The sequence below is a fragment of the Haloarcula litorea genome, assembly GCF_029338195.1.
GTDB classification, from domain to species: domain Archaea; phylum Halobacteriota; class Halobacteria; order Halobacteriales; family Haloarculaceae; genus Haloarcula; species Haloarcula litorea.
On the sequence record NZ_CP119779.1, the window covers coordinates 103,173 to 128,093 of the forward strand.

At 72.1% G+C, this 24,921-nt stretch carries 24 protein-coding genes; 12 read left to right on the forward strand and 12 right to left on the reverse strand.

From position 1 onward, the window contains the following. Nucleotides 1–104 precede the first annotated feature (104 nt). From P0592_RS00600 to P0592_RS00610, 3 genes are all read left to right on the forward strand, one after another. A complete protein-coding gene (locus tag P0592_RS00600) occupies nt 105–1,145 on the forward strand; it encodes an NAD(P)/FAD-dependent oxidoreductase (RefSeq protein WP_276272321.1) in 1,041 nt (346 codons plus the stop codon). Nucleotides 1,146–1,223: 78 nt separating this feature from the next. After that, nucleotides 1,224–1,694 carry an SRPBCC domain-containing protein gene (locus P0592_RS00605; protein WP_276272322.1) on the forward strand — a complete coding sequence of 157 codons (471 nt, stop codon included), beginning with the start codon at nt 1,224–1,226 and terminating at the stop codon, nt 1,692–1,694. Between the two features lie 66 nt (nt 1,695–1,760). Further along, on the forward strand, nt 1,761–2,048 hold the full coding sequence (locus P0592_RS00610; protein WP_276272323.1) for a DUF7545 family protein: 288 nt from the start codon (nt 1,761–1,763) through the stop codon (nt 2,046–2,048). A gap of 27 nt (nt 2,049–2,075) precedes the next feature. Here P0592_RS00610 and P0592_RS00615 read toward each other — a convergent pair whose 3' ends face one another. Both P0592_RS00615 and P0592_RS00620 read right to left on the reverse strand, forming a co-directional pair. Next, nucleotides 2,076–2,735 carry a 2,5-diamino-6-(ribosylamino)-4(3H)-pyrimidinone 5'-phosphate reductase gene (locus P0592_RS00615; RefSeq protein ID WP_276272324.1) on the reverse strand — a complete coding sequence of 220 codons (660 nt, stop codon included), beginning with the start codon at nt 2,733–2,735 and terminating at the stop codon, nt 2,076–2,078. Between the two features lie 131 nt (nt 2,736–2,866). Continuing rightward, nucleotides 2,867–3,325 carry a hypothetical protein gene (locus tag P0592_RS00620; RefSeq protein WP_276272325.1) on the reverse strand — a complete coding sequence of 153 codons (459 nt, stop codon included), beginning with the start codon at nt 3,323–3,325 and terminating at the stop codon, nt 2,867–2,869. Between the two features lie 199 nt (nt 3,326–3,524). Between P0592_RS00620 and P0592_RS00625 the strand changes: the two genes are divergently transcribed. The 3 genes from P0592_RS00625 to P0592_RS00635 are packed head-to-tail and all read left to right on the forward strand — an operon-like array spanning nt 3,525 to nt 7,223. Beyond that, nucleotides 3,525–4,811: a Single-stranded DNA binding protein gene (locus tag P0592_RS00625; RefSeq protein ID WP_276272326.1), complete on the forward strand. Its 1,287-nt coding sequence runs from the start codon at nt 3,525–3,527 to the stop codon at nt 4,809–4,811. Further along, a complete protein-coding gene (locus P0592_RS00630; RefSeq protein ID WP_276272327.1) occupies nt 4,808–6,433 on the forward strand; it encodes an RPA family protein in 1,626 nt (541 codons plus the stop codon). The genes P0592_RS00625 and P0592_RS00630 overlap by 4 nt, the downstream gene beginning before the upstream one ends. A gap of 40 nt (nt 6,434–6,473) precedes the next feature. Beyond that, entirely contained in the window at nt 6,474–7,223 is a 750-nt protein-coding gene (locus tag P0592_RS00635; RefSeq protein ID WP_276272328.1) for a metallophosphoesterase, read from the forward strand. 9 nt (nt 7,224–7,232) lie between these two features. Here P0592_RS00635 and P0592_RS00640 read toward each other — a convergent pair whose 3' ends face one another. Further along, complete coding sequence (locus tag P0592_RS00640) at nt 7,233–7,490, reverse strand: hypothetical protein (RefSeq protein WP_276272329.1); 258 nt, start codon at nt 7,488–7,490, stop codon at nt 7,233–7,235. 106 nt (nt 7,491–7,596) lie between these two features. Here P0592_RS00640 and P0592_RS00645 point away from each other — a divergent pair, with 106 nt between their 5' ends. After that, on the forward strand, nt 7,597–8,616 hold the full coding sequence (locus P0592_RS00645) for a prepilin peptidase (RefSeq protein WP_276272330.1): 1,020 nt from the start codon (nt 7,597–7,599) through the stop codon (nt 8,614–8,616). On the opposite strand, the gene P0592_RS00650 is transcribed toward P0592_RS00645, so the two are convergent. Continuing rightward, entirely contained in the window at nt 8,613–9,383 is a 771-nt protein-coding gene (locus P0592_RS00650; RefSeq protein WP_276272331.1) for a creatininase family protein, read from the reverse strand. The genes P0592_RS00645 and P0592_RS00650 overlap by 4 nt on opposite strands. Before the next feature lie 88 nt (nt 9,384–9,471). Here P0592_RS00650 and P0592_RS00655 point away from each other — a divergent pair, with 88 nt between their 5' ends. Continuing rightward, nucleotides 9,472–12,303 (forward strand): DEAD/DEAH box helicase, encoded by a 2,832-nt coding sequence (locus tag P0592_RS00655; RefSeq protein ID WP_276272332.1) that lies wholly within the window; start codon nt 9,472–9,474, stop codon nt 12,301–12,303. 30 nt (nt 12,304–12,333) lie between these two features. Here the strand turns inward: P0592_RS00655 and P0592_RS00660 are convergent, their stop codons facing one another. Both P0592_RS00660 and P0592_RS00665 read right to left on the reverse strand, forming a co-directional pair. Continuing rightward, the gene (locus tag P0592_RS00660; protein ID WP_276272333.1) at nt 12,334–13,071 is read right to left on the reverse strand and encodes a sporulation protein; all 738 of its coding nucleotides are present in this window, start codon (nt 13,069–13,071) and stop codon (nt 12,334–12,336) included. A 44-nt stretch (nt 13,072–13,115) separates the two neighbouring features. Next, nucleotides 13,116–13,742 carry a zinc ribbon domain-containing protein gene (locus P0592_RS00665; protein ID WP_276272334.1) on the reverse strand — a complete coding sequence of 209 codons (627 nt, stop codon included), beginning with the start codon at nt 13,740–13,742 and terminating at the stop codon, nt 13,116–13,118. A 212-nt stretch (nt 13,743–13,954) separates the two neighbouring features. Between P0592_RS00665 and P0592_RS00670 the strand changes: the two genes are divergently transcribed. From P0592_RS00670 to P0592_RS00680, 3 genes are read left to right on the forward strand one after another with little or no spacing between them, the layout of a single operon-like run. Next, nucleotides 13,955–14,821: a cupredoxin domain-containing protein gene (locus P0592_RS00670; RefSeq protein WP_276272335.1), complete on the forward strand. Its 867-nt coding sequence runs from the start codon at nt 13,955–13,957 to the stop codon at nt 14,819–14,821. 55 nt (nt 14,822–14,876) lie between these two features. Continuing rightward, nucleotides 14,877–16,631 carry a MutS-related protein gene (locus P0592_RS00675; RefSeq protein ID WP_276272336.1) on the forward strand — a complete coding sequence of 585 codons (1,755 nt, stop codon included), beginning with the start codon at nt 14,877–14,879 and terminating at the stop codon, nt 16,629–16,631. A gap of 45 nt (nt 16,632–16,676) precedes the next feature. After that, on the forward strand, nt 16,677–17,036 hold the full coding sequence (locus tag P0592_RS00680) for a DUF6199 family natural product biosynthesis protein (protein ID WP_276272337.1): 360 nt from the start codon (nt 16,677–16,679) through the stop codon (nt 17,034–17,036). 264 nt (nt 17,037–17,300) lie between these two features. Here the strand turns inward: P0592_RS00680 and P0592_RS00685 are convergent, their stop codons facing one another. After that, nucleotides 17,301–17,609, reverse strand: a complete 309-nt coding sequence (locus P0592_RS00685) for a hypothetical protein (RefSeq protein WP_276272338.1) — start codon at nt 17,607–17,609, stop codon at nt 17,301–17,303. A 616-nt stretch (nt 17,610–18,225) separates the two neighbouring features. On the opposite strand from P0592_RS00685, the gene P0592_RS00690 reads away from it, so the two are divergent. Beyond that, entirely contained in the window at nt 18,226–18,873 is a 648-nt protein-coding gene (locus P0592_RS00690) for a halocyanin domain-containing protein (protein WP_276272339.1), read from the forward strand. A 25-nt stretch (nt 18,874–18,898) separates the two neighbouring features. On the opposite strand, the gene P0592_RS00695 is transcribed toward P0592_RS00690, so the two are convergent. The 5 genes from P0592_RS00695 to P0592_RS00715 are packed head-to-tail and all read right to left on the reverse strand — an operon-like array spanning nt 18,899 to nt 24,895. After that, nucleotides 18,899–20,056, reverse strand: a complete 1,158-nt coding sequence (locus P0592_RS00695) for a hypothetical protein (RefSeq protein WP_276272340.1) — start codon at nt 20,054–20,056, stop codon at nt 18,899–18,901. Between the two features lie 44 nt (nt 20,057–20,100). Beyond that, on the reverse strand, nt 20,101–21,330 hold the full coding sequence (locus P0592_RS00700; protein WP_276272341.1) for a zinc ribbon domain-containing protein: 1,230 nt from the start codon (nt 21,328–21,330) through the stop codon (nt 20,101–20,103). A 45-nt stretch (nt 21,331–21,375) separates the two neighbouring features. Continuing rightward, nucleotides 21,376–22,431, reverse strand: coding sequence for a PP2C family protein-serine/threonine phosphatase (locus tag P0592_RS00705; RefSeq protein WP_276272342.1), 1,056 nt, complete (start codon nt 22,429–22,431; stop codon nt 21,376–21,378). 2 nt (nt 22,432–22,433) lie between these two features. Continuing rightward, nucleotides 22,434–23,663: a serine/threonine protein kinase gene (locus tag P0592_RS00710; RefSeq protein ID WP_276272343.1), complete on the reverse strand. Its 1,230-nt coding sequence runs from the start codon at nt 23,661–23,663 to the stop codon at nt 22,434–22,436. Between the two features lie 47 nt (nt 23,664–23,710). Further along, entirely contained in the window at nt 23,711–24,895 is a 1,185-nt protein-coding gene (locus tag P0592_RS00715; protein ID WP_276272344.1) for a vWA domain-containing protein, read from the reverse strand. Between the last annotated feature and the right edge of the window lie 26 nt (nt 24,896–24,921).

A 24,921-nucleotide genomic window follows, 5' to 3' on the forward strand; every position in this document is an offset into this window, starting at 1 on the left:
GGTAAACGTGTCGGCGCGGCCCGTCGGAGCGCCCCGCCGGCGAGGGTGCGCCCGCTCGCCACGACAGCGCAAGCTACAAGCGCGGCTGTCGAGTAACGGGAGTAATGACAGCCACCGAGGAACACCGACGGCTCATCGTCGCCGGGACAGGGATCGCGGGCCTCACCGCGGCCATCTACGCGGGCCGGAGCAACAACGACCCACTCGTGCTGGAGGGGGACGAACCGGGCGGGCAGCTCACCCTCACCAGCGAGGTGGAGAACTACCCCGGCTTCCCGGAGGGAATCTCCGGCCCGGACCTCATCAACGAGATGAAAGAACAGGCCGAGCAGTTCGGGGCCGAGATCGAACACGGCGTGGTCGAATCCGTCGACGACAGCGAGCGCCCCTTCCGGGTCGAGCTCTCGAACGGCGACGTCTACACCTGCGACGCGTTCGTCGCCGCCTCCGGGGCCAGCGCCCGGACGCTCGGGATCCCGGGCGAGGACGACCTGATGGGCTACGGCGTCTCGACGTGTGCCACCTGCGACGGCGCGTTCTTCCGCGGCGAGGACATGCTCGTCGTCGGCGGCGGCGACGCCGCCTTCGAGGAGGCCCACTTCCTCACGAAGTTCGCCGACACCGTCTACCTGGCCCACCGCCGCGAGGAGTTCCGCGCGGAGGACTACTGGATCGACAAGGTCGGGAAGAAGGTCGAGGAAGGCGAGATCGAACTCCTCCGCAACACGGAGCTGCTGGAGGTCCACGGCTCGCCCGAGGACGGCGTCGACCACGTCACCCTCGCGACCAACGAGACCGGCTACCCCTCGGAACACCTCGACGACGCCGAGACGGAGACCTACGACTTCGACGTAGGGGCCGTCTTCGTCGCCATCGGCCACACGCCGAACACGGAGTACCTCGAGGACACCGGGGTCGAACTGGACGACACCGGCTACATCCAGACCCGGGGCGGGAAGGGCGGGAACCAGACCGCCACCGGCGTCGAGGGGCTGTTCGGGGCCGGCGACGTCGTCGACTACCACTACCAGCAGGCTGTCACGGCCGCCGGGATGGGCTGTAAGGCCGCCATCGACGCCGACGGCTACCTCGAGGACCTCGACGACGCCGCGGCCGAACCGGAGGCCGCCGAGGCCGACGACTGAACGCGGTCGGGACGCCCCGGGGCGGCAGATAGCACGGCTCACTCTGTATTGACGTTCTCGGACTGCGTACCGATAGGTATGCGAACAATCGAGACAACGATCGACGTCGACGCCACGCCCGAGGAACTCTGGGAGACGCTGGTGGCCTTCGAGGACTACCCCGAGTGGAACCCGTTCGTGACGGCCATCGAGGGAGTCCCCGCGGTGGGCGAACGCCTCTCGGTGACGGTCGACCCGCCGCGGGGTCGCGGGATGACGTTCCGGCCCCGCGTCACCGCCGCCGAGCCCGGCGAACGCCTCGAGTGGCTGGGCCGGCTCGTCGTCCCCGGCCTGTTCGACGGCCGACACGAGTTCCGCATCGAGGGCCTCGGCGGGGGTCGCTCGCGACTGCTCCACCGCGAGTCGTTCACCGGCCTGCTCGTCGGGCTCCTACTCGACGAGTCGGACGTCCGCGCGGGGTTCGAGGCGGCCAACGCGGCGTTCAAGACACGGGTCGAGGAGCGAGTGGCGGCCGCCGGCGACGCGCCGAACGGTCCAGTCACGGCCTGATCCCGGCCCGGCGGCCGCGGGGCGCGAACCCGACAGACCCTTCCGTGGGGTACGCGAACCCATCCTATGGCACCCGACACTGTCACGCTCACCGTCGAGGGCGAGGAGGAGTCCGAGGAACTGACCGTCCCCGCCGACCTGCTGGACATGCTCCGCGAGCAGCCCGACGAGTCCGACGCACAGGTCGTCGGCGACATCGCGATGTTCGGTCTCGCACAGCGCATCCACGGTGCCGTCCACCACTCGCAGGGCGACGCCGACGAGGAGATCGCGGAGCTGGAGACGCTGACGCTGGACCTCTTCGAGAAGCGGTTCGGTGCCTCCTTCGCCGAACTGACCGGCCACGACCACTGAGCGGCTCCTCTTCTGTCGCCGCCGGAGCTACACCGACCAGCGGAGCAGGACGCCGTCGTCGACCCGCTCGACCGACTCCAGCTCCAGCGCCGGGAACTCCTCGACGAACCCGTCGCCGTCGGCCAGGGTGGGGGCGTCCCGGCCGCCGATTATCATCGCCCCGACGTACACCGACAGCTCGTCGACCAGCCCCTCCTCGAACAGGCCGAAGATGAGTTCGCCGCCGCCCTCGACCATCAGCCGCTCGACGCCCTCGCCTTCGAGCTTGCCCAGCGCAGTCGTGAGATCCACCCGTTCCTCGCCCGCGGCGAGGACGTAGGCCCCGGCCGCCTCCATCTGCTCGACGAAGTCGGTGGGCGCGGCCTCGCTCGTCAGGAGGTACGTCTCGGCGGCGTCGTCCAGCACCTGTGCGTCCGGCGGCGTCCGCACCCGGGAGTCGGCGACGACTCGAGCCGGGTTCTCGGAGTCGCCGCGCTCGGTCCGGGCGGCCCGCCGCTCCGGATCGTCGACGGTCAGCGAGGGGTCGTCGGCGAGCACCGTCCCGACGCCGACCATCACCGCGTCGCTGTCGGCCCGGAGCCGGTCCACCCGGTCGAAGTCGTCCGGTCCCGACACCGTCACCTGTTCGCGCCGCCGCGAGGAGAGTTTGCCGTCGGCGCTCATCGCGGCGTTGACGACGACGTGCATACCACCGGACAGCGTCGTCCCGGAGAAACGGGTTTCGGTTCCGGCGTGTCATACGGATTGCTCTAACTGTTTACCGCACCGACCGCCCGACTGCCGACGGTCGGTGCGGTAATGACTTAGAGCAATCCGTATCAGACCGTCGTCCGGTCCGGTTTCGAGGCGAGTGTCGCCAGGTCGAGCGTCTTCCGGGCACCGCTCGCGGTCCGGAGCCGGAGCGTCGTCCCGTCGAGGACGAGTTCGTCGACGTCGAGCGTGGTCTCGGCGGTCCAGCCCTTCAGCCGGACCAGCCCCGCCTCGTCGATCTCGAGGAAGGTCCGCGGGCGCTCCTCGGCCCCCATCGTCCACGACTCCCCGCCCAGCGAGATCTCCTGGCCGCCGGCCTCCCCCCACCGGAACACGCAGACCCGTTGGACGCGCGGTTCGTCGCCGCGCTCGTGGTCGACCCGCTCCCACTCCTCGTAGTCGACGCCGAAGTGGGCCGCCCAGAGCTCCAGGTACTCGAAGTCGAACTTCTTCTTGCCGCCGTCGCCGCGACCGCTCCGCCAGACGACGTGTGCGTCCGACGGCTTGGAGTCGAAGAACCCACCCACGTCAGGACCACCGCCCGTCGGCGTCGGTACCGCGAGTCGCGTCGGGTACGGTCGCCTCAATTCGACCGCCTCGGCCCGTGAGACACATACTCAGTACGAGATCTGCGACCGCATATAGAAATTTTGGCCACAGTTCAGAACACCGACACGATCGGCCACCCAGCAACCCTTTTCAGTACCCCAGTCGAACGCTCGGTCGATGTCTCTCGAAGACCATGCCGAGGAACTCGCCTCCGACCTCGGCGTCGACAAAGAGGAGGTCAGACGCGACCTGGAGAACCTCGTGGAGTACTCCGTCCCGATGGACGAGGCCAAGCAGAGCCTCCGCCGGAAGTACGGCGACGGCGAGGGCGGTGGCGGCGGTGGCGACGCCCCGTCGAGCAAGGCCATCGCCGACGTCTCGCCCGAGGACTCGAACGTGACCGTCACCGCCGTCGTCCTCACCGCGGGCCGGCGGTCAATCCAGTACAACGGCGAGGAGCACGTCATCCGCGAGGGTGAGCTGGCCGACGAGTCCGGCCGCATCTCCTACACGGCGTGGGACGGCTTCGAGACCGACCTCGAACCGGGCCAGACGCTCCAGTTGGGCAACGCCGGCGTCCGCGAGTGGGACGGCGAGCCCGAGCTGAACCTCGGGGGAAGCACGAACGCGACGGCCGTCGACGAGTCGCTTTCCGTCGACGCCGAGGTCGGCGGCGAGCGGTCGCTGGCCGACCTCGAACCCGGCGACCGCGGCGTCACCGTCGCGGTCCGGGTCCTCGAGTGCGAGACGAAGACCATCGACGGCCGGAACGGGGAGACGGAGATCCTCAGCGGCGTGCTGGGCGACGAGAGCGGTCGCCTCCCGTTCACCGACTGGGACCCCCACGACGGGATCGCCACGGACGAGTCCGTCCGCATCGAGGAGACGTTCGTCCGCGAGTTCCGCGGCGCGCCCTCCGTGAACGTCTCGGAGTTCTCGACGGTGACGACGCTTTCGACGCCCGTCGCCGTCGCCGAGGACGCCCCGCGGATGAGCGTCGGCGAGGCAATCGAGAGCGGCGGTCAGTTCGACGTGGAGCTGGCCGGCAACGTCATCGAGATCCGCGACGGCTCCGGGCTCATCGAGCGCTGCCCGGAGTGTGGCCGCGTCGTCCAGCAGGGCCAGTGTCGCTCTCACGGTGCCGTCGAGGGCGAGGACGACCTGCGGACGAAGGCCATCCTCGACGACGGGACCGGCACCGTCACGGCCATCCTCGACGACGACCTCACGGCCGAGATCTACGGCGGCGACCTCGACGACGCCCGCGAGCACGCCCGCGACGCGATGGACAAGGAGGTCGTCGCCGACCGGATCGCCGAGCGGGTCGTCGGCCGCGAGTTCGTCGTCCGCGGGTCGCTCTCGATCGACGAGTACGGCGCGAACCTCAACGCGACGACGTTCGCGGAGGCCGAGGACGACCCCGCCGAGCGTGCGCGGACGCTGCTCGCGGAGGTGGACGGATGAGCGAAGCCGACGGCGGGCCCGGCCGACGCGAGGTCGCCCACCGGCTGTTCGCCGCGGAGTTCGACGACGCGGACTTCTCGTACTCCGAGTCCGACGAGGAGCGAGCGCCGAACTACGTCGTCACGCCGACCGGCGCGCGGGTGAACCGCCTGTTCGTCGTCGGCGTCCTCACCGAGATCGAACAGGTCAACGAGGAGGTGCTGCGGGCCCGCGTCGTCGACCCGACCGGCCCGTTCGTGGTCTACGCCGGCCAGTACCAGCCCGACGCGCTGGCGTTCCTCGAGGCCGTCGAGCCGCCGCTGTTCGTCGCGGTGACCGGCAAGGCCCGAACCTTCGAACCGGAAGACGGCGACCGCGTGTTCACCTCGATCCGGCCAGAGTCCGTCAGCGAGGTCGACGCCGCCACCCGGGATCGCTGGGTCGTCCAGGCCGCCGAACAGACCGTCGAACGGGTCGCCCGGATGGCCAGCGCGAAACAGTCCGGGCTGACCGGCGACGCGCTCCGGGAGTCGCTGCTGGACTCGGGGACCGACGAGAGCCTCGCGGCCGGCATCCCGATCGCGCTGGACCACTACGGCACGACCGGTGACTACCTCGACGCGGTCCGCGACCTCGCGCTCGACGCGACCCGCGTCGTCGCCGGCGACCTCGACGAGGCCGGGACACTGTCGCGCTCCCCCGGCGAGGGCACCGACGACCCGGTGCCGGTGCTGGCGGCGACCGAACTGGAGACAGACGTCGGAACGCCGGCGACCAGCGCCGACGAGGCCGGCGGTTCGGCGAGCCAGGACGAACGCGTCTCGACGGCCGAGGACGGGGACGCCGGGACCGAGCCGACGGTCGACGAGTCGGAGTCGCTCGGGACCGCCGACGCGACCCCCGACGAGGGCGAGACGGTCGAGCCGACGGCCGACGAGCCGACCGTCGAGGACACCGAATCGGCGGCCGTCGACGAGGCCGACGCGGACGCCGTCGGGGCGGGGGACGAGTTCGACTCGGGGACCGCGGCGACCGGGGGCGACGACCTGGGGGACTTCGACGCCGGCGACGCCCCGGCGGCCGACGAGGACGACGAGGTCGGCGACTTCGACGGGGAGTTCGAACTCGACGAGGACGAGCGCGAGGAGATCGAGAGCGAGTACGGCACCGACTTCTCGACCGGGACGGAGGTCGAGGACCCGGGCGAGGCCGACATCGACACGCCCGATCCCGACGACCTCGCGGAGGCCGAGGAGACCGGCGCTCCGGCGGGTGCGGCCGACGCCGACGGCGCGCCCGAGTCGGCCGGCGCACCCGCGGGCAACGAGTCCGCGCCGCCGGACGAGACGGCGGCGACGGGTGAGGCCGTCACCGAGACGCCCGAGACCGCGACCGACGAGACGACGCCCGAGGAGACCGAGAGCGGCGACGAACCGGCCGCCGAGGACGTCGACCTCGAGGACGCCGTGATGGAGACGATGGCGGAGCTCAACGACGGCGACGGTGCCGACCGCGAGGCCGTCCGCGACGCGGTCGTCGAGCGGTACGGCGCGGACCCCGAGGCCGTCGAGGACGCCATCCAGGACGCGCTGATGGGCGGGCGCTGCTACGAGCCCGAGGACGGCAAGCTGACGCCGATCTGAGGCGGGCCGCTTTTCTCCCGCCGTCGCCAACCCGAGGGCGATGCGCGTCGAACCCGTTCCCGACTCGCCGGCCGCCACCGTCGAGACAGACGGCGAACGGCTGCTGGCGGTGGCGGACTACCACGCCGGCATCGAGGCCGGCCTCCGCTACGAGGGGGTCGAACTCGCCTCCGCCGCCGAGTCCCGCCGGGAGCGCCTGCTCGCGCTCGTCGACCGGAGCGGGGCCGACCGCGTCGTCGTCCTCGGCGACCTCGGGCACGCCATCGGCGACCCGTTCGACGACGAGCGGGCCGAGCTGACGGCGCTGTTCGACGCCCTCGCCGTCCCGGTGACGCTGGTGAAGGGGAACCACGACGGCGATCTGGAAGGGGTCCTGTCCGACCTCGCCGCCGACGTGACGGTGACGCCCGGCCACGGGGTCCGGATCGGCGACGTGGGGTTCGCGCACGGCCACACGTGGCCCGCGCCCGACGTGTTGCGCGCGGACGTGATCTGTCTGGGCCACGAGCATCCCGTCGTCAGGCTGGAGGACGCCGTCGGTGGCACCCGCAAGGAGCGGGCGTGGCTCCGGGGATCGCTCCGGCGAGAGCCGTTCGCCGAGCAGTTCGACGAGGTCCCCGACGTGACCGCCGACGCCGTCGTGTTCCCGGCGTTCAACGACCGCTCGGGCGGGACGTGGGTCAACGTCGAGGGCCAGTCGTTCCTCGCCCCGTTCCTGCCGAACGCGCTCGCCGACGCCGAGGCGTTCCTGCTCGACGGGACCAGACTCGGGCGGTACGACGAGGTGTAGGGACGGCGGTCAGCCGTCGGCCTCGCCGCTCCCGAAGACGTACTCGACGACGGCACCGGCTTCGAGGACGAACGCCGTCCACGCGACGGCCGCGACGACCACCGCGACGAGGGCTCGTCCCGTGGGTCGGCCCCGGTACGTCCACACGACGAGGACGCCCGACGCGAGGAGCAACAGGACCGCGCCCCCGATCCCGGCGAGCATCGCGAGCGACTGGGCCTGCTGCCGACGGCTGCCACCGAGGACACCGGCGATGAGTCCGGCCATCACGACTCGGTGGGGCGGCCTCGCACATAAATCGTCGGCGCGCGCCGACGTGACTGGAGAGGCGAGGACCGGACGTTTTTGTACGAGTACGGCGCTATCGGCTCCCGTGCACACGTCCCCGCTGGACCTCGTCCGTCTGCTCGCCGTCCCCTTCCTCGCGTGGGCCGCCTGGACGGACCTGCGGACCCGCCGCATCCCCAACCGCGTGTGGCGGCCGGTCTTCCTCGTCGCCGGGGCCTCGCTGGCCGTCGAGCTGTGGGGCCTGCTCGGCCGGGTCGGGACCGTCTCGGCCCGCATCGAACTCGCGGCGATGGCGATCAGCGTCGGCGTGATCGGGCCGCTGGCGTACCTCTTCTGGGCGTTCGGCGGCTTCGGCGGCGCGGACGCGAAGGCTGTGCTCGCGATGGCGCTGTTCGTCCCCACGTACCCGAGCTACCACCTCTTCGGGTATCGACTTCCCCTGCACCCCACCGGCCTGGACAGCTTCGCGTTCACCTTCTTCGTCAACACCGTCGTCGTCGGCGCGGTGTTCCCGCTGGTCCTCGTGGCCGCCAACCTCGCCCGCGGTCACGTCTCCTGGCTCGCGCTGTTCGGCCGGCGGGTCGACAGCGACAGCGTCGCTCAGCGCCACGGTCGGCTGCTGGAGACGCCGTCGGGGACGACGCTCTCGGGCCTCGATCTCGACGCCCTCCGGATGTACCTGACCTGGCGCGACGCCACGCTGGCCGAGGTCCGCGACGCGCCGGCGCGGTTCCGCGACCCCGACTCGCTGCCGGCGGAGCGCGCGGCCCCGGGCGACGGCCGGGTGGCGACCGACGGCGGCGAGCGGATCGACGACGACGAGACGGGGTCGGCGACCCGCGATCCGGACGGGACGGCTGGCGACGGCCCCCCGTCCGGTGCGGACTTCGACGACCCGTGGGCCGCCGAGCGGTTCCTCGCAGAGATCGACGGGTCGGCCTACGGCACCGATCCCGAGACGCTCCGGGCCGGGCTGGACACGCTGACGGCCCGCGATCGGGTCTGGTACTCGCCGGGGTTCCCGTACGTCGTGCCGATGCTCGGCGGCCTCCTCTTGGGACTGACCGTCGGCGACCTGCTGACGATCGCCCTGTCGCTGCTCTAGACGTGGTCGGGGGGCATCAGCGCGTCCCGCGGCTGGTCGTCGAGCCACTCACAGAGCTTGCAGAGCTGGTCCAGGGCGGCCTCGAACAGGTCCTCGCCGACCTCGGCGGAGGCGTCGGTCTGGTCGCCCAGCACGCCGTTTTCCGTGTTGTCGATGGCGTCGTAGAACGTCCGGGCACCGTGCACCCGGCCGGTCGACTCGTCGAACTCCAGCAGACCGCCGTCCCGGGCGTCCTCGATGCGGTCCTCGTGGACGAGGTCGCCGGCGAGATACTGGATCAGCGAGGTCTCCTTCGGCCCGCCGTGGGGACCGGGCGTCTCGAAGACCGCCTCGATGCGGTCGGTGATCGACTCGTCCCACATCCACTCGATGGCGTACATCGTCCCGTCGTCGCGGACTCGCCGGCCGACCTCCCGGAGGTGCTCGACGTTGCCGCCGTGGGCGTTGACGTAGATCACGCGGTCGATGCCGTGGGACGCGAGGCTGCGGGTGAGGCTCTCGACGTAGTCGCGAAACGCCGGCGCGTCGACGGACATCGTCCCGTGGAACTGCCGGTGGTGCGGGCTGACGCCGATGTTGACCGTCGGCGTACAGAGGTAGCCGGTCTCCGCGGCGGCCCGGCGGGCGAACGACTCCGCGATGATGTGGTCGGTCCCCTCGGGGAGGTGGGGGCCGTGCTGTTCGGTCGAGCCCAGCGGCACCAGCGCCAGCGACTCCGACTCGAAGTACGATCCGAGGTCGGGCCACGCCTCGTCGGCGAGATACATACCCCCTCTGTGGCCGCCACGCCCTTGAACGTGTACGATAGCGCGTGCCACGACGCCCTTAACCCGACGTAGTCGCTAGCGGGGAGCGATGACCGGGGCGACCGAGGGGGCCGACGCGTTCACCGCGCTTGGCGACGAGGTCCGGGCCGCGCTCTCCGAGCGGGGGTTCACGACGCCGACGGAGCCACAGCGGAAGGCCGTCCCGCGGCTGGCCCGCGGCGAGGACTCGCTCGTGGTCGCCCCCACCGGCACGGGGAAGACGGAGACGGCGATGCTCCCGGTGCTGGACGCCCTCGTGTCCGAGGGCGACCGGTTCGGCATCGGCGCGCTGTACATCACGCCGCTGCGTGCGCTGAACCGGGACATGCGCGAACGGCTGGAGTGGTGGGGGCAGACGCTGGACCTGGAGGTGGACGTCCGCCACGGCGACACCACCGACTACCAGCGCCAGAAGCAGGCCAACGACCCGCCGGACGTGCTCGTGACGACGCCCGAGACGCTCCAGGCGATGCTGACCGGGTCGAAACTGCGGACCGCGCTGGAAGACGTCGAGCACGTCGTCGTCGACGAGGTCCACGAGCTCGCCGCCGCCAAGCGCGGGGCGCAGCTGACCGTCGGCCTCGAACGGCTCCGGGAGGTGTCCGGCTCGTTCCAGCGGATCGGCCTCTCGGCGACGGTCGGCGACCCCGAGGCCGTCGGCCGGTTCCTCACCGGCGGGCGGGGCTGCTCGGTCGTCGAGGTGGACATCGGGAGCCGGCTAGAGGTCGACGTGGTCCGGCCCCAGGTGACCGACCGCGACGAGCGGCTGTCGAGCGAGCTCGTCACCGACGCCGAGACGGCCAGCCACGTCCGCTACATCGACGAACTGATCGACGGCCACGACTCGGTCCTGCTGTTCGTCAACACGCGACAGACCGCGGAGGCGCTGGGCTCGCGGTTCAAGGAGCTGGGGACGGACCTGGGCGTCCACCACGGCTCGCTGTCGAAGGAGGCCCGCATCGACGTCGAGGACCGCTTCAAGGCCGGGGAGCTCGACGCCCTGCTGTGCACCTCCTCGATGGAGCTGGGCATCGACGTGGGCCACGTCGACCACGTCGTCCAGTACGGCAGCCCGCGGCAGGTGTCGCGGCTGGTCCAGCGCGTGGGTCGTGCGGGCCACCGCCGGGACCTGGTCTCCTCCGGGACCGTCGTCACGACCCACGCCGACGACACGCTGGAGGCGCTGGCCATCGCCCGGCAGGCCCGCGACGGCGACGTGGAACCGGCCGAGATCCACGACGGCAGCCTCGACACCGTCGCCAACCAGATCGCCGGCGTCGTGATGGACTTCGGCGAGGTGCCGGCGATGGAGGCGTACCACGTCGTCTCGCGTGCCTACCCCTTCCGGGACCTCGACGAGGAGCAGTTCAAGGCCGTCGTCCGCGAGCTGGCGAACAACGACGTCGTCTGGCTGGACGAGGACCGCGACACCATCGAGAAGCGCCGGGGGACCTGGCAGTACTTCTACCAGAACCTCTCGATGATCCCCGACGAGGCCACCTACGAGGTCGAGGACGTGGCCTCCGGCGACCAGGTCGGGACCCTGGACGAGCGGTTCGTCGTCAACTTCGCGACGCCCGGCGAGGTGTTCGTCCAGCGCGGCGAGATGTGGCGCATCACCCAGATCGACGAGGAGGAGGAGGTCGTCACCGTCTCGCCCATCGAGGACCCCGCCGGCGAGGTCCCCTCCTGGACCGGCCAGGAGATCCCGGTCCCGGAGGCCGTCGCACAGGAGGTCGGCGAACTCCGGCGGGTCGCCGGCGGGCAGCTGCGGGACGGCGCGCCGCCGGAGTCGGTCGCGACCCACGTCGCCAACCGCTACGACGCCGACCGCGACACGGTGCTGTCGGGGCTCTCGCAACTGGAGGGCCACGAGGCTCCGATCCCCGACGACGGGACCGTCCTCGTGGAGTTCCACGGCCGGGAAGTCGTCGTCAACGCCTGCTACGGGCACAAGGTCAACGAGACGCTCGGGCGGGTGCTGTCGGCGCTGCTGGGCCAGCGGGCGGGGTCGTCGGTCGCGATGGAGGTCGACCCCTACCGGATCGAGCTCGAGGTCCCCAGACAGATCACCGCCGGCGACGTGATCGACGTGCTGGAGGACACCGACCCCGACCACCTGCCCGCCCTGATCGAGCTGAGCCTGAAGAACGCCGACGCGCTGAAGTTCAAGCTCGCGCAGGTCGCCACGAAGTTCGGCTCGCTCAAGCGCTGGCGCGGCCGGGGATCGACAGACTTCGGCCGGGACCGCCTGCTCGCGGCGCTGGAGGACACCCCGATGTACGAGGAGGCGCTGCGGGAGGTCCGCCACGAGGACCTCGCGATCGACGCGACCGCCGCGCTGTTGTCGGCGCTCCAGTCCGGCGAGGTGACCCTGGAGACGGTCGGCCGGCGCACGCCCGTCGGCCGGGGCGGTCGGTCGTCGGGCCGGGAACTGCTCTCGCCGGAGAACGCCGACGCCAGCGTCATCCAGACCGTCCGCGAGCGCATCCAGAGCGATCGGGTCATCCTCGCCTGTCTCCACTGCACCGACTGGGACCGGCGGAAGCAGGTCAAGCGCGTCCGCGACCAGCCCGAGTGCCCGGAGTGTGGGTCGACCCGGGTCGCGGCGCTGAATCCGTGGGCCGACGAGGTGCTGAAAGCGGTGCGGGCCGACGACAAGGACGACGAGCAGGAGAAGATGACCGAACGGGCCTACCGCTCCGCGTCGCTGGTCCAGAGCCACGGCAAGCAGGCGGTGATCGCGCTCGCGGCCCGCGGCGTCGGGCCGCACAACGCCGCGCGGATCATCAACCGTCTCCGGGAGGACGAGGACGAGTTCTACCGGGACATCCTCCGGCAGGAGCGGGAGTACGCGCGGACGCAGTCGTTCTGGGAGTGAGCGTCACGGGCGTCGCGGCCGCCGGCGACCTCAGCTCAGGTCGCGGATCGCGTCGGCCAGCGGCCCCTCGATGGCGTCTGGGTCGGCGTCGGTGACGGTGAAGGAGGTGTGTCGCTCGTCGACGTCCATCGCCTCCGAGAGGAGGCCGCCGCGCCGGTCCACTTCGAGGTGGACCGTCAGCGCGTCGTCGCCGTACACGGGGACGACCTCCACCTCGTCGACGTCACCGCTGAACTCGCCGCCCCGCGGGCGGTACTCGAACTCCTGGACGAAGGAGGCCGACGTGGAGAACACGCCGCCGGGGCGGGCGGAACATTCCGAGGAGTGCAGCGAGAAGCCCAGCGACTCCAGCGCGTCGAAGACGGCCTGCAGCCGCTCGGTGGGCCGGACCTCGATTCGGTCCTCGTCTTCGGGATCGACGGCCAGCGAGATGTCCAGGCCCGTCTCCACCTCGACGGAGACGGAGCCGACGGTCACGGGCGTCCGGCGGGGGACCTCGATGGTCGTCTCGAAGCGCCGTTCCTCGCCTTCCTCGATGGTGAACGGCTCGGTGAGCCGCCACTTGTCGACGACGGCCTCCTGATACCCCTCCTCGGTGCGGTACTCCGTCTCCAGCGCGAAGTAGATGGCGTCGACGTCCTGGTCCGTCGAGCCGCCCTCGACGTGGACCTCGGCGTCGACCGACTCGCCGGCACGGACCGTGCTGGAGGGCAGGACGGTGTCTACGCGGGCGGAACCGATTCCGATGCGGGAGAGCACGTCTCGCATACAGTCGGGGTGGCGTCGCCATCCGTCATAAGTCTCGTGTCCGCTCACCGCTCGTCGCGGTCGTCGGAGGGCGCGACGGTATCGACCTCGTCGTCCGTGAGTCCGGCCCGCTCGTGGAGTGGCCCCGGTTCGCCCCGGGCCTGTCGCGCCGCGCGTCCCGCGACGCGGCGGGCGAGGACGGCGGCGACGACGGCCGGGAGCGCGAGCAGGAGGGCGACCCAGCCGGTCTCGCCGGCCACGGCCGACGGGCCGGCCGAGAGGGCGTCGTACGCGAGCGCCGCGAGGACGAGCGCGACGCCACCGACGACGATGGCGAGCCCGCGCGCGAGGGCGGCGCTGGGCGAGGGCCGCCCCGCGAGGACGGCGGCGGTGCCGAGCCACCCGGCCAACAGCAGGCCGGCGAGGACCAGCGGCGGGAGGTCCCCGGCGGCGATGAGCGCGGCGTAGGCGACCAGCGGCGCGACGGCGATCCCGAGCGCCAGCCCCGTCAACAGGACGGCCCACCGGGGCGCTGTCCGGGGTTCGGTGGCCGCGAGTTCGCGCTCGACGGCCTCGGCGAGTTCGTCGGCGACCAGCGACTCGCCGCAGTCCGGACAGCGCAGCGCGGGCTGTTCCGGCCGCTCGCCACAGCCCGGACAGGTCACGTCGCCACGCTCGCCCGCGTCGTCCATACGCCCGGATACACCGCCCGGGCTTTTCAGTCACTCGCCGCGAGCGGGTCGACAGATAGCGACTGCTTTCGGGCCGCTACCCCGAGCATACCGTCGTAGGGACGTCGTGGGCGGGGTGCGAGCCGGTGCCGTCGGTCGGTAGTGCGGCCCTGGTTCCCGTCGGCGCGTGGCACTCTGCTGCTAACAAAGGTCGCCCGTCGAGACGTCGGCGTATGGCACCCGACCCACTCGGTTCGTCACGGCGCGACGTCGTGAAGGCGCTCGGCGCGGGGCCGTTCCTGGCCGGCGTCGGCGGGACGGTCAGCGCGCAGTCCGGCGACGAAGGCGGGAATCGGGGCGAGGACGACCGGGAGGACCAGCCAGCGGGAGACGCGGCGGGCACCGTCCACGAGGTCCGGACGCTCGTCCGCGGGCCCCCGACGAACGCGGACCGGCCGGCGGACTTCTTCTTCCAGCCGACGGGGCTGTACGTCCGGCCCGGCGACGTGGTCCGGTTCGTGTTCACGACTCCGGACCACAACGTCGTCTCCTACCACCCGGCGTTCGGGATGCGCCGGCGGGTCCCGACCGGCGTCGCGGCGTTCTCGTCGCCGCTGCTGGGCTGGACGGACGCCTCCATCGCACCCGACCAGATCGAACCGCCGGCGGAGCCGGGTGGCGGCGACGGGACAGACGGGGAAGACGACGACGGGATGGACGAGGAGGACGACGGGATGGGCGGAGACGACGGCGGTGACGACAGCGACGACGAGGACAGCGACGGGGGGACGACCCCACCGACACCCTCGACGTGGCTCCACGCGTTCGACACCCCCGGGGTCTACGACCTCCTCTGTTCGCCACACGAGGGGTTCGGGATGGCGATGCGGGTCGTCGTCAGCGACGTCACGGAGGCCCCGTTCGAGACCTCGGACCCGGAGGCGCTCGCGCCGCCGCGGGCCGGCCCGGTCGGTCTCGCACGCGTCACGCTGACCGACCCGGCGCTGGAACCGTCGAACGTCGTCGAACGGGGGACGGTCGCGTGGGGCGACCTGGCGTCCGTCGGGGGCGGCGGAGCCGGCGACGGGGACGGCGGGTGAGTGGCCCGAGGGCCCTATGTAAACGACTAAACCCGGCCGGACCGACGGCCCGCCTATGCGACTGGAGGAGTACTGGGGGATCGGCCCGAAGACGTCGGAGTTGCTTGCCGAGGAACTGGGCGTCGAGCGGGCCGTCGAGGCCATCGAGTCGGCCGACACGCGGACGCTGACGGCCGCCGGGCTCTCCCGGGGCCGGGCGACGCGCATCCTCCGGCGGGCGACGGGCGAGGAGTCGATGGACCTCCTGGCGACGCGGGACACCCGCGACGTGTACAAGGAGCTGCTGGACCTCGCCGAGGAGTACGCGGTGACCGCGGACGCCGCCGACCGGATCCGGGTGCTGACGCCGCTGCCGACCCGCGAGGCGATGGCGGACCGGCTCGACGACGTGCTCGCGGCGAAAGAGACCTGGGCCGCGCTCGCCGACGACGAGCAGGCGGCCGTCCTCGACGCCTTCGGCCGGTACGACGCCGACGGCGGGGAGCGGGCGGCCGTCGAGACGGCCATCGCCCTGCGCGAGACCGGCGTCGGGGAGGGCGTCTTCGAACCCATCGCGGCGCTGGACGGCGACGCCCTCGCCGACGCGCGGGCCGCACTCGCGGGGCTGGCCGGTGGCGACCGGGTCGGCGAGGGGGCGGACGACGAACTCGACCGACTGCGGGATCGGCTCGGACAGGTCGAGGACCTCGCCGCGGCCACCCCGGAGGTGGTCGAGGCCGTCCAGGAGAGCGCCCGGCGACCCGACGAGTTCCCGGACGCCCTGGTGCGGTACGTCACCGACGAGACGGGCGTCGACGCGAGCAGGGTCCGGGACGCGATGCCCGACGAGGCGACCGACGCGCGTGACTTCGTCGACGCCGCGCTGCGGGACCTGCGGCGCTCGCTCCGGGAGGGCGTCGAGGAACGCGAAGCGGCCGTCGCCGACCGGCTGGAGACGGACCTCGCGGCCGCCCGCGGGGACATCGACGCGGCCGTCGCCGCCGTCGGCGACGTCGCGCTGTCGGTGTCGCTGGCCCGCTTCGCCATCGCATTCGACCTCTCGCGGCCCGAGTTCGTCGACCGCGAGACGATTGCCGTCAGGAACGCCCGGAACCTCGCCATCGCCGACGCCGAGGCGGTTCAGCCGGTCACCTACGCCGTCGGCGATCACGACCTGGAGGTCCACAGCGCGAACGACCCGCCCAGCGGCGACCGCGTGGCCGTACTCACCGGGGCGAACTCCGGCGGGAAGACGACGCTGCTGGAGACGCTCTGTCAGGTCCAGCTCCTCGCTCAGATGGGGCTGCCGGTGCCCGCCGACGCCGCGGAGGTCGGCCTCGTCGACACCGTCGTCTTCCACCGCCGGCACGCCTCGTTCAACGCCGGCGTCCTGGAGTCGACGCTGCGCTCGGTCGTCCCGCCGCTGACCGACGGCGGCCGGACGCTGATGCTCGTCGACGAGTTCGAGGCCATCACCGAACCCGGCTCCGCCGCCGACCTGCTGCACGGCCTCGTCACGCTGACCGTCGACCGGGACGCGCTGGGCGTGTTCGTCACCCACCTCGCGGCGGACCTGGAGCCGCTGCCCGACCTGGCCCGCACCGACGGCATCTTCGCCGAGGGGCTGGACCCGGACCTCGAACTCCAGGTGGACTACCAGCCCCGCTTCGGGACGGTCGGGAAGTCCACCCCGGAGTTCATCGTCTCGCGGCTCGTCGCCAACGCCGGCGACCCCAGCGAGCGGGGCGGCTTCGAGACGCTCGCGGAGGCCGTCGGCGAGGCGGCCGTCCAGCGGACGCTCTCGGACGCCCGCTGGACCGAGGGCGAGTGACCGCGAGGCGAGGGTTCAGGTGGCTCGGGGCCGTAGCATCCGGCGATGATGCGACGACTCCTACCGCTCGGCTACGCGTGGATGGCACTCAACGGACTGTTGGCCGTCGTGCTCCCCAAGCAGGCGCTCAGACTCAACGCCAGGCTCCTCCTCGGCGGCTACGAGAACCCCGGCGATCTCGAACCCAAGGAGTGGTACGTCCAGTCGACGCGGGTCGCCGGCGTCGGGATGCTCGTGACCGGGCTCGTCGGTCTGCTCGTCGGCGGCGTCGAGGCCGACGAGGACGGCGACGACGAGGTCGCGCCCATCGACCTCGAAGTGGGCGAGGACGGGGACTCGGCTGCCGACGCGGACGCCGACGGATCGGACGGCGACGACACGGACACCGACGCGACCGAGGCCTGATCGGACTCCCGACCGCTTTCCCGGCGTCGTGACTCACCGTCGAGCGACGGCTGTCGGTCGGTGGAACACGGAAACCCCGCTGGGATTACCGACGGCGGGTGCGTCGGTGGTCGGCGTCGCGATACCGCTTCCGTCGTCGCCGTGCTGCCGTGACGACGAGATACGTCGTTTGCATTCGTGACTCCCCTCCCGCCGGGGGTCGAACCCGGGACCGGCGCGGGGCCGGTTCCGCCAGCGGACGGGAGGACCGGAGTCGCGAGCGGGTCACCGGCCATCGACGGCGACGTCGTCGACGGCGGTGACGCCGAAGCCGTCGGCCAGCTGCGCCGTGACCGCGGTCGCCGCGTCGGCCTCGGCGGGGACCGCCACGGCGACGGTCACCTCGGCCTCGACGCGGAGGTCGGTGAACGTCGGACGGACGCCGGTGATGCCCTCGACGGCGACGCGCTGGACGCCGTCGACGGACGCGAGCACGTCGGTGACGCCGCTCGCCAGGTCGTCGGAGTCACCGCGGGGGACCCGCAGCGACACCGCGGCCGATGCGTCGACAGTGGCTGTCGCGTGGAGCGACATAGGCCGACGGCCGGAGTCGAACCGGCCCCGGGACGGGGGCTCGCCGGTCGAGCACGTCGGTGACGCCGCTGGGCGGTGCTGTGGCTGTCGGACGGGTCGAGTTCGCGGCGCGACGACGGTGGCGGGCCGTCCCGGCGAGAGCCGGGGGTCAGGGGGGACCGACGGGGACAGACGGCCGTCGTCGACGCCGAAGCGACCGGGCCACCACCGCAGTGGGCGTCCGCGCGACCGGACGGCCGTCCCACGGTGGCGGGGTGCCCCTACGCTGCGGGGGAGAAGCGACGGGTGTTCACCCGGGCACTCCACCCCGTAGCAAGGGACTCGGCGGCCGTGGCGTAGATACCACGGCCGGCCGGCTGCCCGCGAATGCTATCGCGGGCGGCCGGCGCGTACCGAGTGGGTGGAGCGTGGGTAGTCATCGTGAACACCGCGTCAACGTTCGTGACGTACTTCGAACCACACGGGGATACATATTAAATTTATTGCACGTTCGGGAAGCGGTACCACGGGTCCCGATCCCACACGTTCGGAGAGTTCCTACCGAGCGGGAACGCGCGTCCGGCTTTATCTTCGCGTTCCGGCTACCTCCGGTTGGAGACCAACGATGACCGGTTCGATGACCCGACGACAGTTCGCACGGGCGACGACCACCGCGGTGGCACTCGGCGCGACGGCGACGGCCTCGGCCCAGCAGGGCGTCGACTACGGGGAGTGGTTCGAGAACGTCTCGAACTTCGACGGCACCGTCGACCGGACGGGCCAGGACACCGTCGAGATCGCCGTCGGAGCCGAGGGCAACAACGGCGCGTTCGCGTTCGGTCCCGCCGCAGTCCGGGTCTCGCCGGGGACGGAGGTCGTCTGGACGTGGACCGGGGACGGCGGGGGCCACAACGTCGTCTCGAACGGCGACGGCCCGCTCGACTCGGGCAGCCCGGTCTCGGACGAGGGGACCACCTACTCGTACACGTTCGAGGACGAGGGCGTCTACAAGTACGTCTGTACGCCGCACAAGGCGCTGGGGATGAAAGGTGCCGTCGTCGTCGGGGACGCCGGCGGTGGCGCGAGCGGCGGCAGCGGCGGGACCGAGACCGCCGCCCCCACCTCGACGGCGACCGAGACGTCCGCCTCCGCCAACGCGACCGGCGACGACCGCGCGGGCGGTGGGGACGACACGGTGTTGCTCTCGCTGGCCGCGGTGATCACGATGGCGTTCCTCTCCCCCGTCGCGTTCGCGGCGTTCATCCGCCGCAAGACTGGCGGGTGAAACCGCACCTGCCGACGCCGCCCACTCAGTCCAGCGGTTCTCCACACTCCGGACAGTACGCGACGGCGTCGGACGAGGACAACGCCAGGCCGCAGGCGGGGCAGTCGCCGGTCGCGGCCCCGTCCGCGGGTCCGCCGGCCGGCGCGGAGAACGTCGGCTGCCGGTCGGGCTCCGGTCCCCGGACCGTCGCGATCCGTTCGGGTCCGTCGCGGTCCACCGCGCCGGTCTCGGAGCGACGGAACACCTCGGTGTCGGCCGCGAACTCGTCGGGAACGTCGTCGACCGGAGCCCGGTCCTCGGGAGCGCCCCGCGCCCCCGGCCCGTCCGCCGAGCGGGCGTCGGAGGTGACGGACCGCCGCGAAACCGAGGGCTCGCCGTCGGTCGGTGGCAGTCGGCGGCCCCCGGTCCCGCCGGTGAACGTCCCCTCCGGGTACGGCGCGCGCCACCAGACCGGGAGGCTCGCGGCCACCTGACAGCAGACGTAGGCCGTGGCGGCGACCGTCGGGACGGCGGCCAGTGCTGCGAGCGATCGGCCGGGGACGCCGCCGGTCGCGGTCACGACGGCGGCCGCGACCGTCGGGACGCCGGCCGCGGACACCGGGGCCGCGAGCGGGTCCGCGACGCCGGCGACCATCGGCGCGTGGACGAGCCAGCCGCCCGCGAGCGCGGCCCCCGCGGCGGCGAGGCAGACGGGCGACAGGAGCGGGACCGGACGGTAGACCCGCTTGTCGTACGCCGCCGTCCGAACCAGCAGGAAGACGCCGGCGACCAGCGCCGCGCCGGTGAGCCACGGCGCGGGGCCACGGACGACCGTCGCCGCCAGCGCCGCGACCGAGACCAGCCCCGGCGGCACGAGCAACGGTCCGGGGCGGATGTCGCGGTACGGGTAGTCGACGTTCCGTGAGTCGTTCACCAGCGGCCGGGGGAGCAGCCGCGCCACGGCGACGGCGGGGACCCCGATCCAGAGGACGGCCGCCACCGCCGTCAGTCCCGTCACGCCCCCGACCGCGGGCAGCGACGCGTCGGCGAAGCCGGGGGCGAGCGCGCCGACCGCCGCGCCGGTGGCGAGCACCCACGCGGAGTACAGCAGATACGCGCCGAGGCCACCGACGAGGACCCACCATTCGGTCGCGAGGGCGGCGACGGACGAGCGGAGTTCCACCGCGGGACGGCCGGAGGGCATCACGTCACCGTATCCGCCAGCGGTGACTTAACTGACACGGTGGCTCAGGGGGCCCGGACCGAGAGCGTGGCGACGCCGGCGAGCTCGACCTCGTCGCCCGGCCCGACCGGTTCCCGGTCCCCCTGCTGGAGCGAGCGGCCGTTGAGCCGCGTGGGGTTCTTGCCGCGGTCGACGAGGTAGAACCCCTCGTCGGACCGCTCGAACTCGACGTGTTCGCGGTGGACGCGCAGCGCCTCGTCGTCGGGTCGGCCCGCGTCCGCCAGCGCCTCTCGGACCTCCCGGCCGACCGTGTCGCCGTCGCCGACGGTGATCGCTCTCCCCTCGACGCGCAGGCGCAACCGCTGCGGGACCGGCTCGTCACGCCGGTCCGTGTCCTCGGACTGCTCCGGGGCGGTCTCGTCGGCCGAGCCGGTGTCGGCCGGCCCGTCGTCGGCGTCGCCACGGTGTGCGTCGAGGTCCTCCCCGCAGTTCGCACAGAAGTTGTCGTCCTCGTCGACGTCGACGCCACAGCCCGGGCACTCGGTCAGCGGTCCCGCGGGTTCGAGGTCGCCGACGTCGGCCCCACACTGGACACAGAAGTTCGCGTCGGCGTCCAGTTCCTCCCCGCAGTCCGGACAGTCGATGGTCGCCGCCGCTCGGGCCTCCCGGCCCTCCGCCTCCGTCTCCTCGGCCGACCCGCCGCTCGTGGGTTCGTCGGACGCCGCCGCCGTCGCGTCCCGGGCGGTCCCGCCCGGGTCGTCGGTGACCGACTCTGGCTCCCCGGGACTTTCGGCCGTCGTCTCTCCACCGTCGTCCGGGTCGGCCGGCTCCGCCCCGCCGACAGCCGCCGCGTCTGTCCCCGATTCGCCAGCGACGGCGTCGGCGACGTCGTGGGCTTCGGTCCCCTCGTCCGCCTGTCCCGACGGGTCCGCGTCGCCGCTCTCGTCGCCAGTCCCGTCTGTCGGTCCGGCGGTCTCCGGCTCGGCGTCGTCGGCCGGCTCGCTGGCCTCGGAGAACAGGTCGCTCGCGGTCACCGAGTCGTCCGCGTCGTCCGCCTGGTCGTCCGCCCGGTCGCCGGTCTCCTCTTCCTCGTCGTCGGGCTGTGAGAACAGGCTGACGTCGTCGTCGTCGCTCTCGTCCGATCCGGGGTCGTCGGCTCCCGTCTCGTCGCCGCCCTCCGTGTACTGCCACTCGCCGCAGTCCGGGTTCGTACACCAGCCCCCGGCCGTCGTCGGGTCGAACGACTCCCCGCAGAGGGGACACTCGACTGTGCGTTCTGTGCCTGCGTCTGACATACTAATTCGTGAGCCGCTTCAACACCGAGAGAGAAAACAGTTACCCTACTCTTCGACGATGATCGTCTCCCGATCGAGGACGTCGTCCGGGTCGACGGCCCGGACCGGTAAGCCGCCCCTAGGCGTCGACGGGAGCGCGTCGTCGGCCAGCAACACGAGCGAGAGGTTGTCCTTCCCGCCGCGCTCGTTGGCCAGAGCGACGTACTCGCGGACGGCCGCGGTCAGCGAGTCCGCCTCGAGGACCACGTCACGGATCTCCGCGTCGGTGACCACGGCGTCCAGCACCGACTCGCCAACCTCCTCGTCGCGGTCGGCGTCCGTGTACTCGCGGTAGAGGCGGGGCGCGTCGGTCTGTGCGTCGATCAGGCCGTCGCTCGTCGCGACGACCGTGTCCTCCGCGTAGAGGCGCACGGTCCGGGTCTCGACGCCGACGGTCGCCTCGTCGGGATCGCCGTGAGCGGGGCCGCCCAGCGCGCGAGTGATCTCGTTCCCGTCGGGGTGGACGTGGGCCTCCACCTCGTCGATCTCCCCCTCGTCGGCGAGGTGTTCCACGACCGCGTGGTCCTTGGTCAGCCGGACGATCTCCCCGCGGTCGCCGTTGACGAGGTAGGCCCGACTGTCGCCGACCCAGCCCAGGTGGAGCTTCCCGTCGGCGTAGACGCCCGCTACGACGGTCGTGTAGGCCGTCGTGTCGGCGTCCCGCCCGTATCTGAGTATCTCCCGGTGGGCGTCGACGACCGCGTCGGCGATCGCGGCCTGCACCTCGTCCGGGCCGAGCGGGTCCGGCGTGACCGAGTCGGGCAGGTCCACGTCGAACTCGTGGGGACGGCTCCGGACCGCCCCGATGGCGACGGGGGCGAGCCGCTCGGCGATCACCGTCGTCGCGATGTAGGAGGCCGCGTCGCCGGCGTCGTAGCCGCCGGCCCCGTCGGCGAGGACGAACACGCCCGCCGACCGGTTCGCCGGCCGGCCGTCCCCCCGCGTCTCGCCGCGGTGGCCGTCGCGGTGGCCCTCCTCGAACGCCGTCACCGAGAGGCTGTCCTCGTTGATGCCCTGTCCCCGCTTCCGGTCGCCGATGTCATAGTTGGTAGCGTATCGCATAGTCACTCCGTGTGGAACTCGAAGGAGACGCCGTAGCTCGCGTCGACGAGGGCGATCAGGTCGCCGTCGTGCAGGCGGACCGACGTCGGTGGCCGTCCACCGTCCCCGTCCGTGGGGTCGACGTCCTCCGAGCGGCGCAGGCCCTCGTAGCCCGCCTCGCTGAGGACCCGCTGCCAGCCGTCCCCGCGCTGGACGTAGGTCCCGTTGAGGCTCTTGTCCTCGAGGTACCAGTCGCCGTCCTCGACGGTGAACTGTGCGTGGACGGCCGAGACGTACGTCCCGACCGGGTCCTCGATCTCGATCGTCGTCGAGGGGCCGACGCCGCGCCGCCCGATCGTGTCCCCGGGCTTGACCGCGTACTCGCCGTCGCCGGTGACGTACCGCAGGACCGCCGGGTCCGGCGGCGACGGGTCCCTGTTCTCCAGTGCGGTCTTCAGCACCGTCGCGTTCGCGTACCGGTCTTTGGGGTGTGACTGGGTCGCCCGCTCGACGATCGCCGCGAGGTAGTCCGGGCAGTCGACGCCGAAGTCCCGCGGGTCGACGCCGTCCTTCCGGGGGACCGTCCCGCGCAGCGCGAACATGAGGATCTTGCCGATGGAGTAGACGTCCGACCACGGCCCCTGCGGGAGGTCGGTCCGGCTGGCCTCGGCCACCTCGCGTGGCTTGTAGGGCCCGAGGATGGTGGTCCCGCCCGCCGCGGACGTCTCGGCCGTGTCGCCGCCGAAGCGTGCGGCGGTGTTGAAGTCGATGAGCTTCGTCGTCCCGCTGGCCGTCGCCATCAGGTTCTCCGGCTTGAGGTCGCGGTAGACCACCTCGTTCTCGTGGAGGAACGCCATCGCCTCCGCCAGTGCGATCCCGATGGTCCGCACCACGTCGGGGTCGTCCTCCGGGCCGTGGCGGTCGACCGCCTCGTCCAGTTCCAGTCCGTCGACGAGCTCGACCACGAGGAAGGGGACGCCGCGGTGCTCGACCCGCCCGTAGTACCCCATCACCCGGTCGTGCCCGCCGGCGGCGGCGATGTGTTCGAGCGTCTCGGCCTCCTTCTCGAAGTACTTCTCGACCACGGCGCGGTCGTTCTGTGTCTCGGTGTAGTTGGGGTACTTCAGCGCGACGGCGTCGCCGGTCTCGCGGTCCGTCGCCAGCAACACCTTCGCGAACCCGCCCTTGCCGAGCGTCTCCTCGACCGCGTAGCGGCCGTCGACGACGTCGCCGGGTTCGGGTTCCCACGCCATAGTCTCCCCCGGCTACGCCACCCGCGAGTGCCGGCGTCCCCGCGCCGTCACTGCTGGAGGCCCTCGTCGGTGACGATCTTCGTCGCGCGGTTCTGTTCCTCGCGGCCGCCCTCCATCACGATGCGGGTCTCGCGCTCGGCGGACTCGACGGCGTCGGCGTCCTCGCCGTGGATCTTCGTCATCCGCTCGACCTGGGTCTGGGCCTCCGCGACGTTGCCCCTCCCGAGTTCCGTCTTGATGACCGTCTGCCGGTGGTCGATGTCCACCTCCTCGTGGTGTTCGCCGAGCTTCTCCGGGTCGTCGGTGTACTCGACGGTGATGGTGTCGCGGGCCGTCTCGCCGTCGGCGGTGAGCGTCACGTCGGCCAGCGTCGCCTCGACGCCGACGTCACGCTCGGGCGCGTGGATCTTCATCACGACCCGCTGTGTCTCCCGGTCCAGCAGGTCCGGCAGCTTCACGACCGTCGTGTTGTCCCGCCACTCCAGGTCGACCTCCTGTGTCTGGGGCAGCGCGCGGTACACCTCGCTGACCTCGACGCCGTCGGCCACGTCCAGTTCGAGCTGTGCGTCCGGCGCGACGACGGTCCCCGCCTCCTCGACGGCGTCCCCGAAGAACTGCTCGATGTCCCCCGGCGAACCGAGGTGAGTCCACTCGCCGCGGGCCGTCGTGCCGAGCGTGGTGATCGTCTCCCGCCGGTAGTCGTCGCCGATCCCCGCCGACTTGATGCGGATGCCGTCGCGGTCGATGTCGCGGGCCAGCGTCTCGAACTCCGGCGGGTCGTGGTTCTTGTCCTTCCCGTCCGAGAGCAGGAGGATCCGTCGTGCCGTTCGCCCGTCGTCGGGGAGCCGACGCAGCGAGTCCGCGGCCGCCTGCAGGCCGCGGTACATGTCGGTGCTGCCGCCGGCCGCGATGTCTCCGACGCGGGCCATCGCGTCGTCCCGGTCGATGTCGCGCCACCGGGTCGGCTCCAGCACCCGCTCGACCTCGTCGTCGAAGGCGACGACGGAGACGTAGTCGTCGTCCCCCAGGAGGCCGAACACCCACTCCGCGCCCGCGCGGGCCTGCTCGATGTCGTCGCCGGCCATCGACCCGCTCGCGTCGATACACAACGCGATCTGGCGCGTCGGGCGCTCCTCCTGTGCGCCCGGTTCGACCTCGACCTCGGCGGTGAGCTTCGCCCCCGCCGCCGGCACGTAGGGGCGATTCACGTCGGTCACGACGTTCGCTGTCATACAGTTAGCAGGGAGCGAGTAACTGG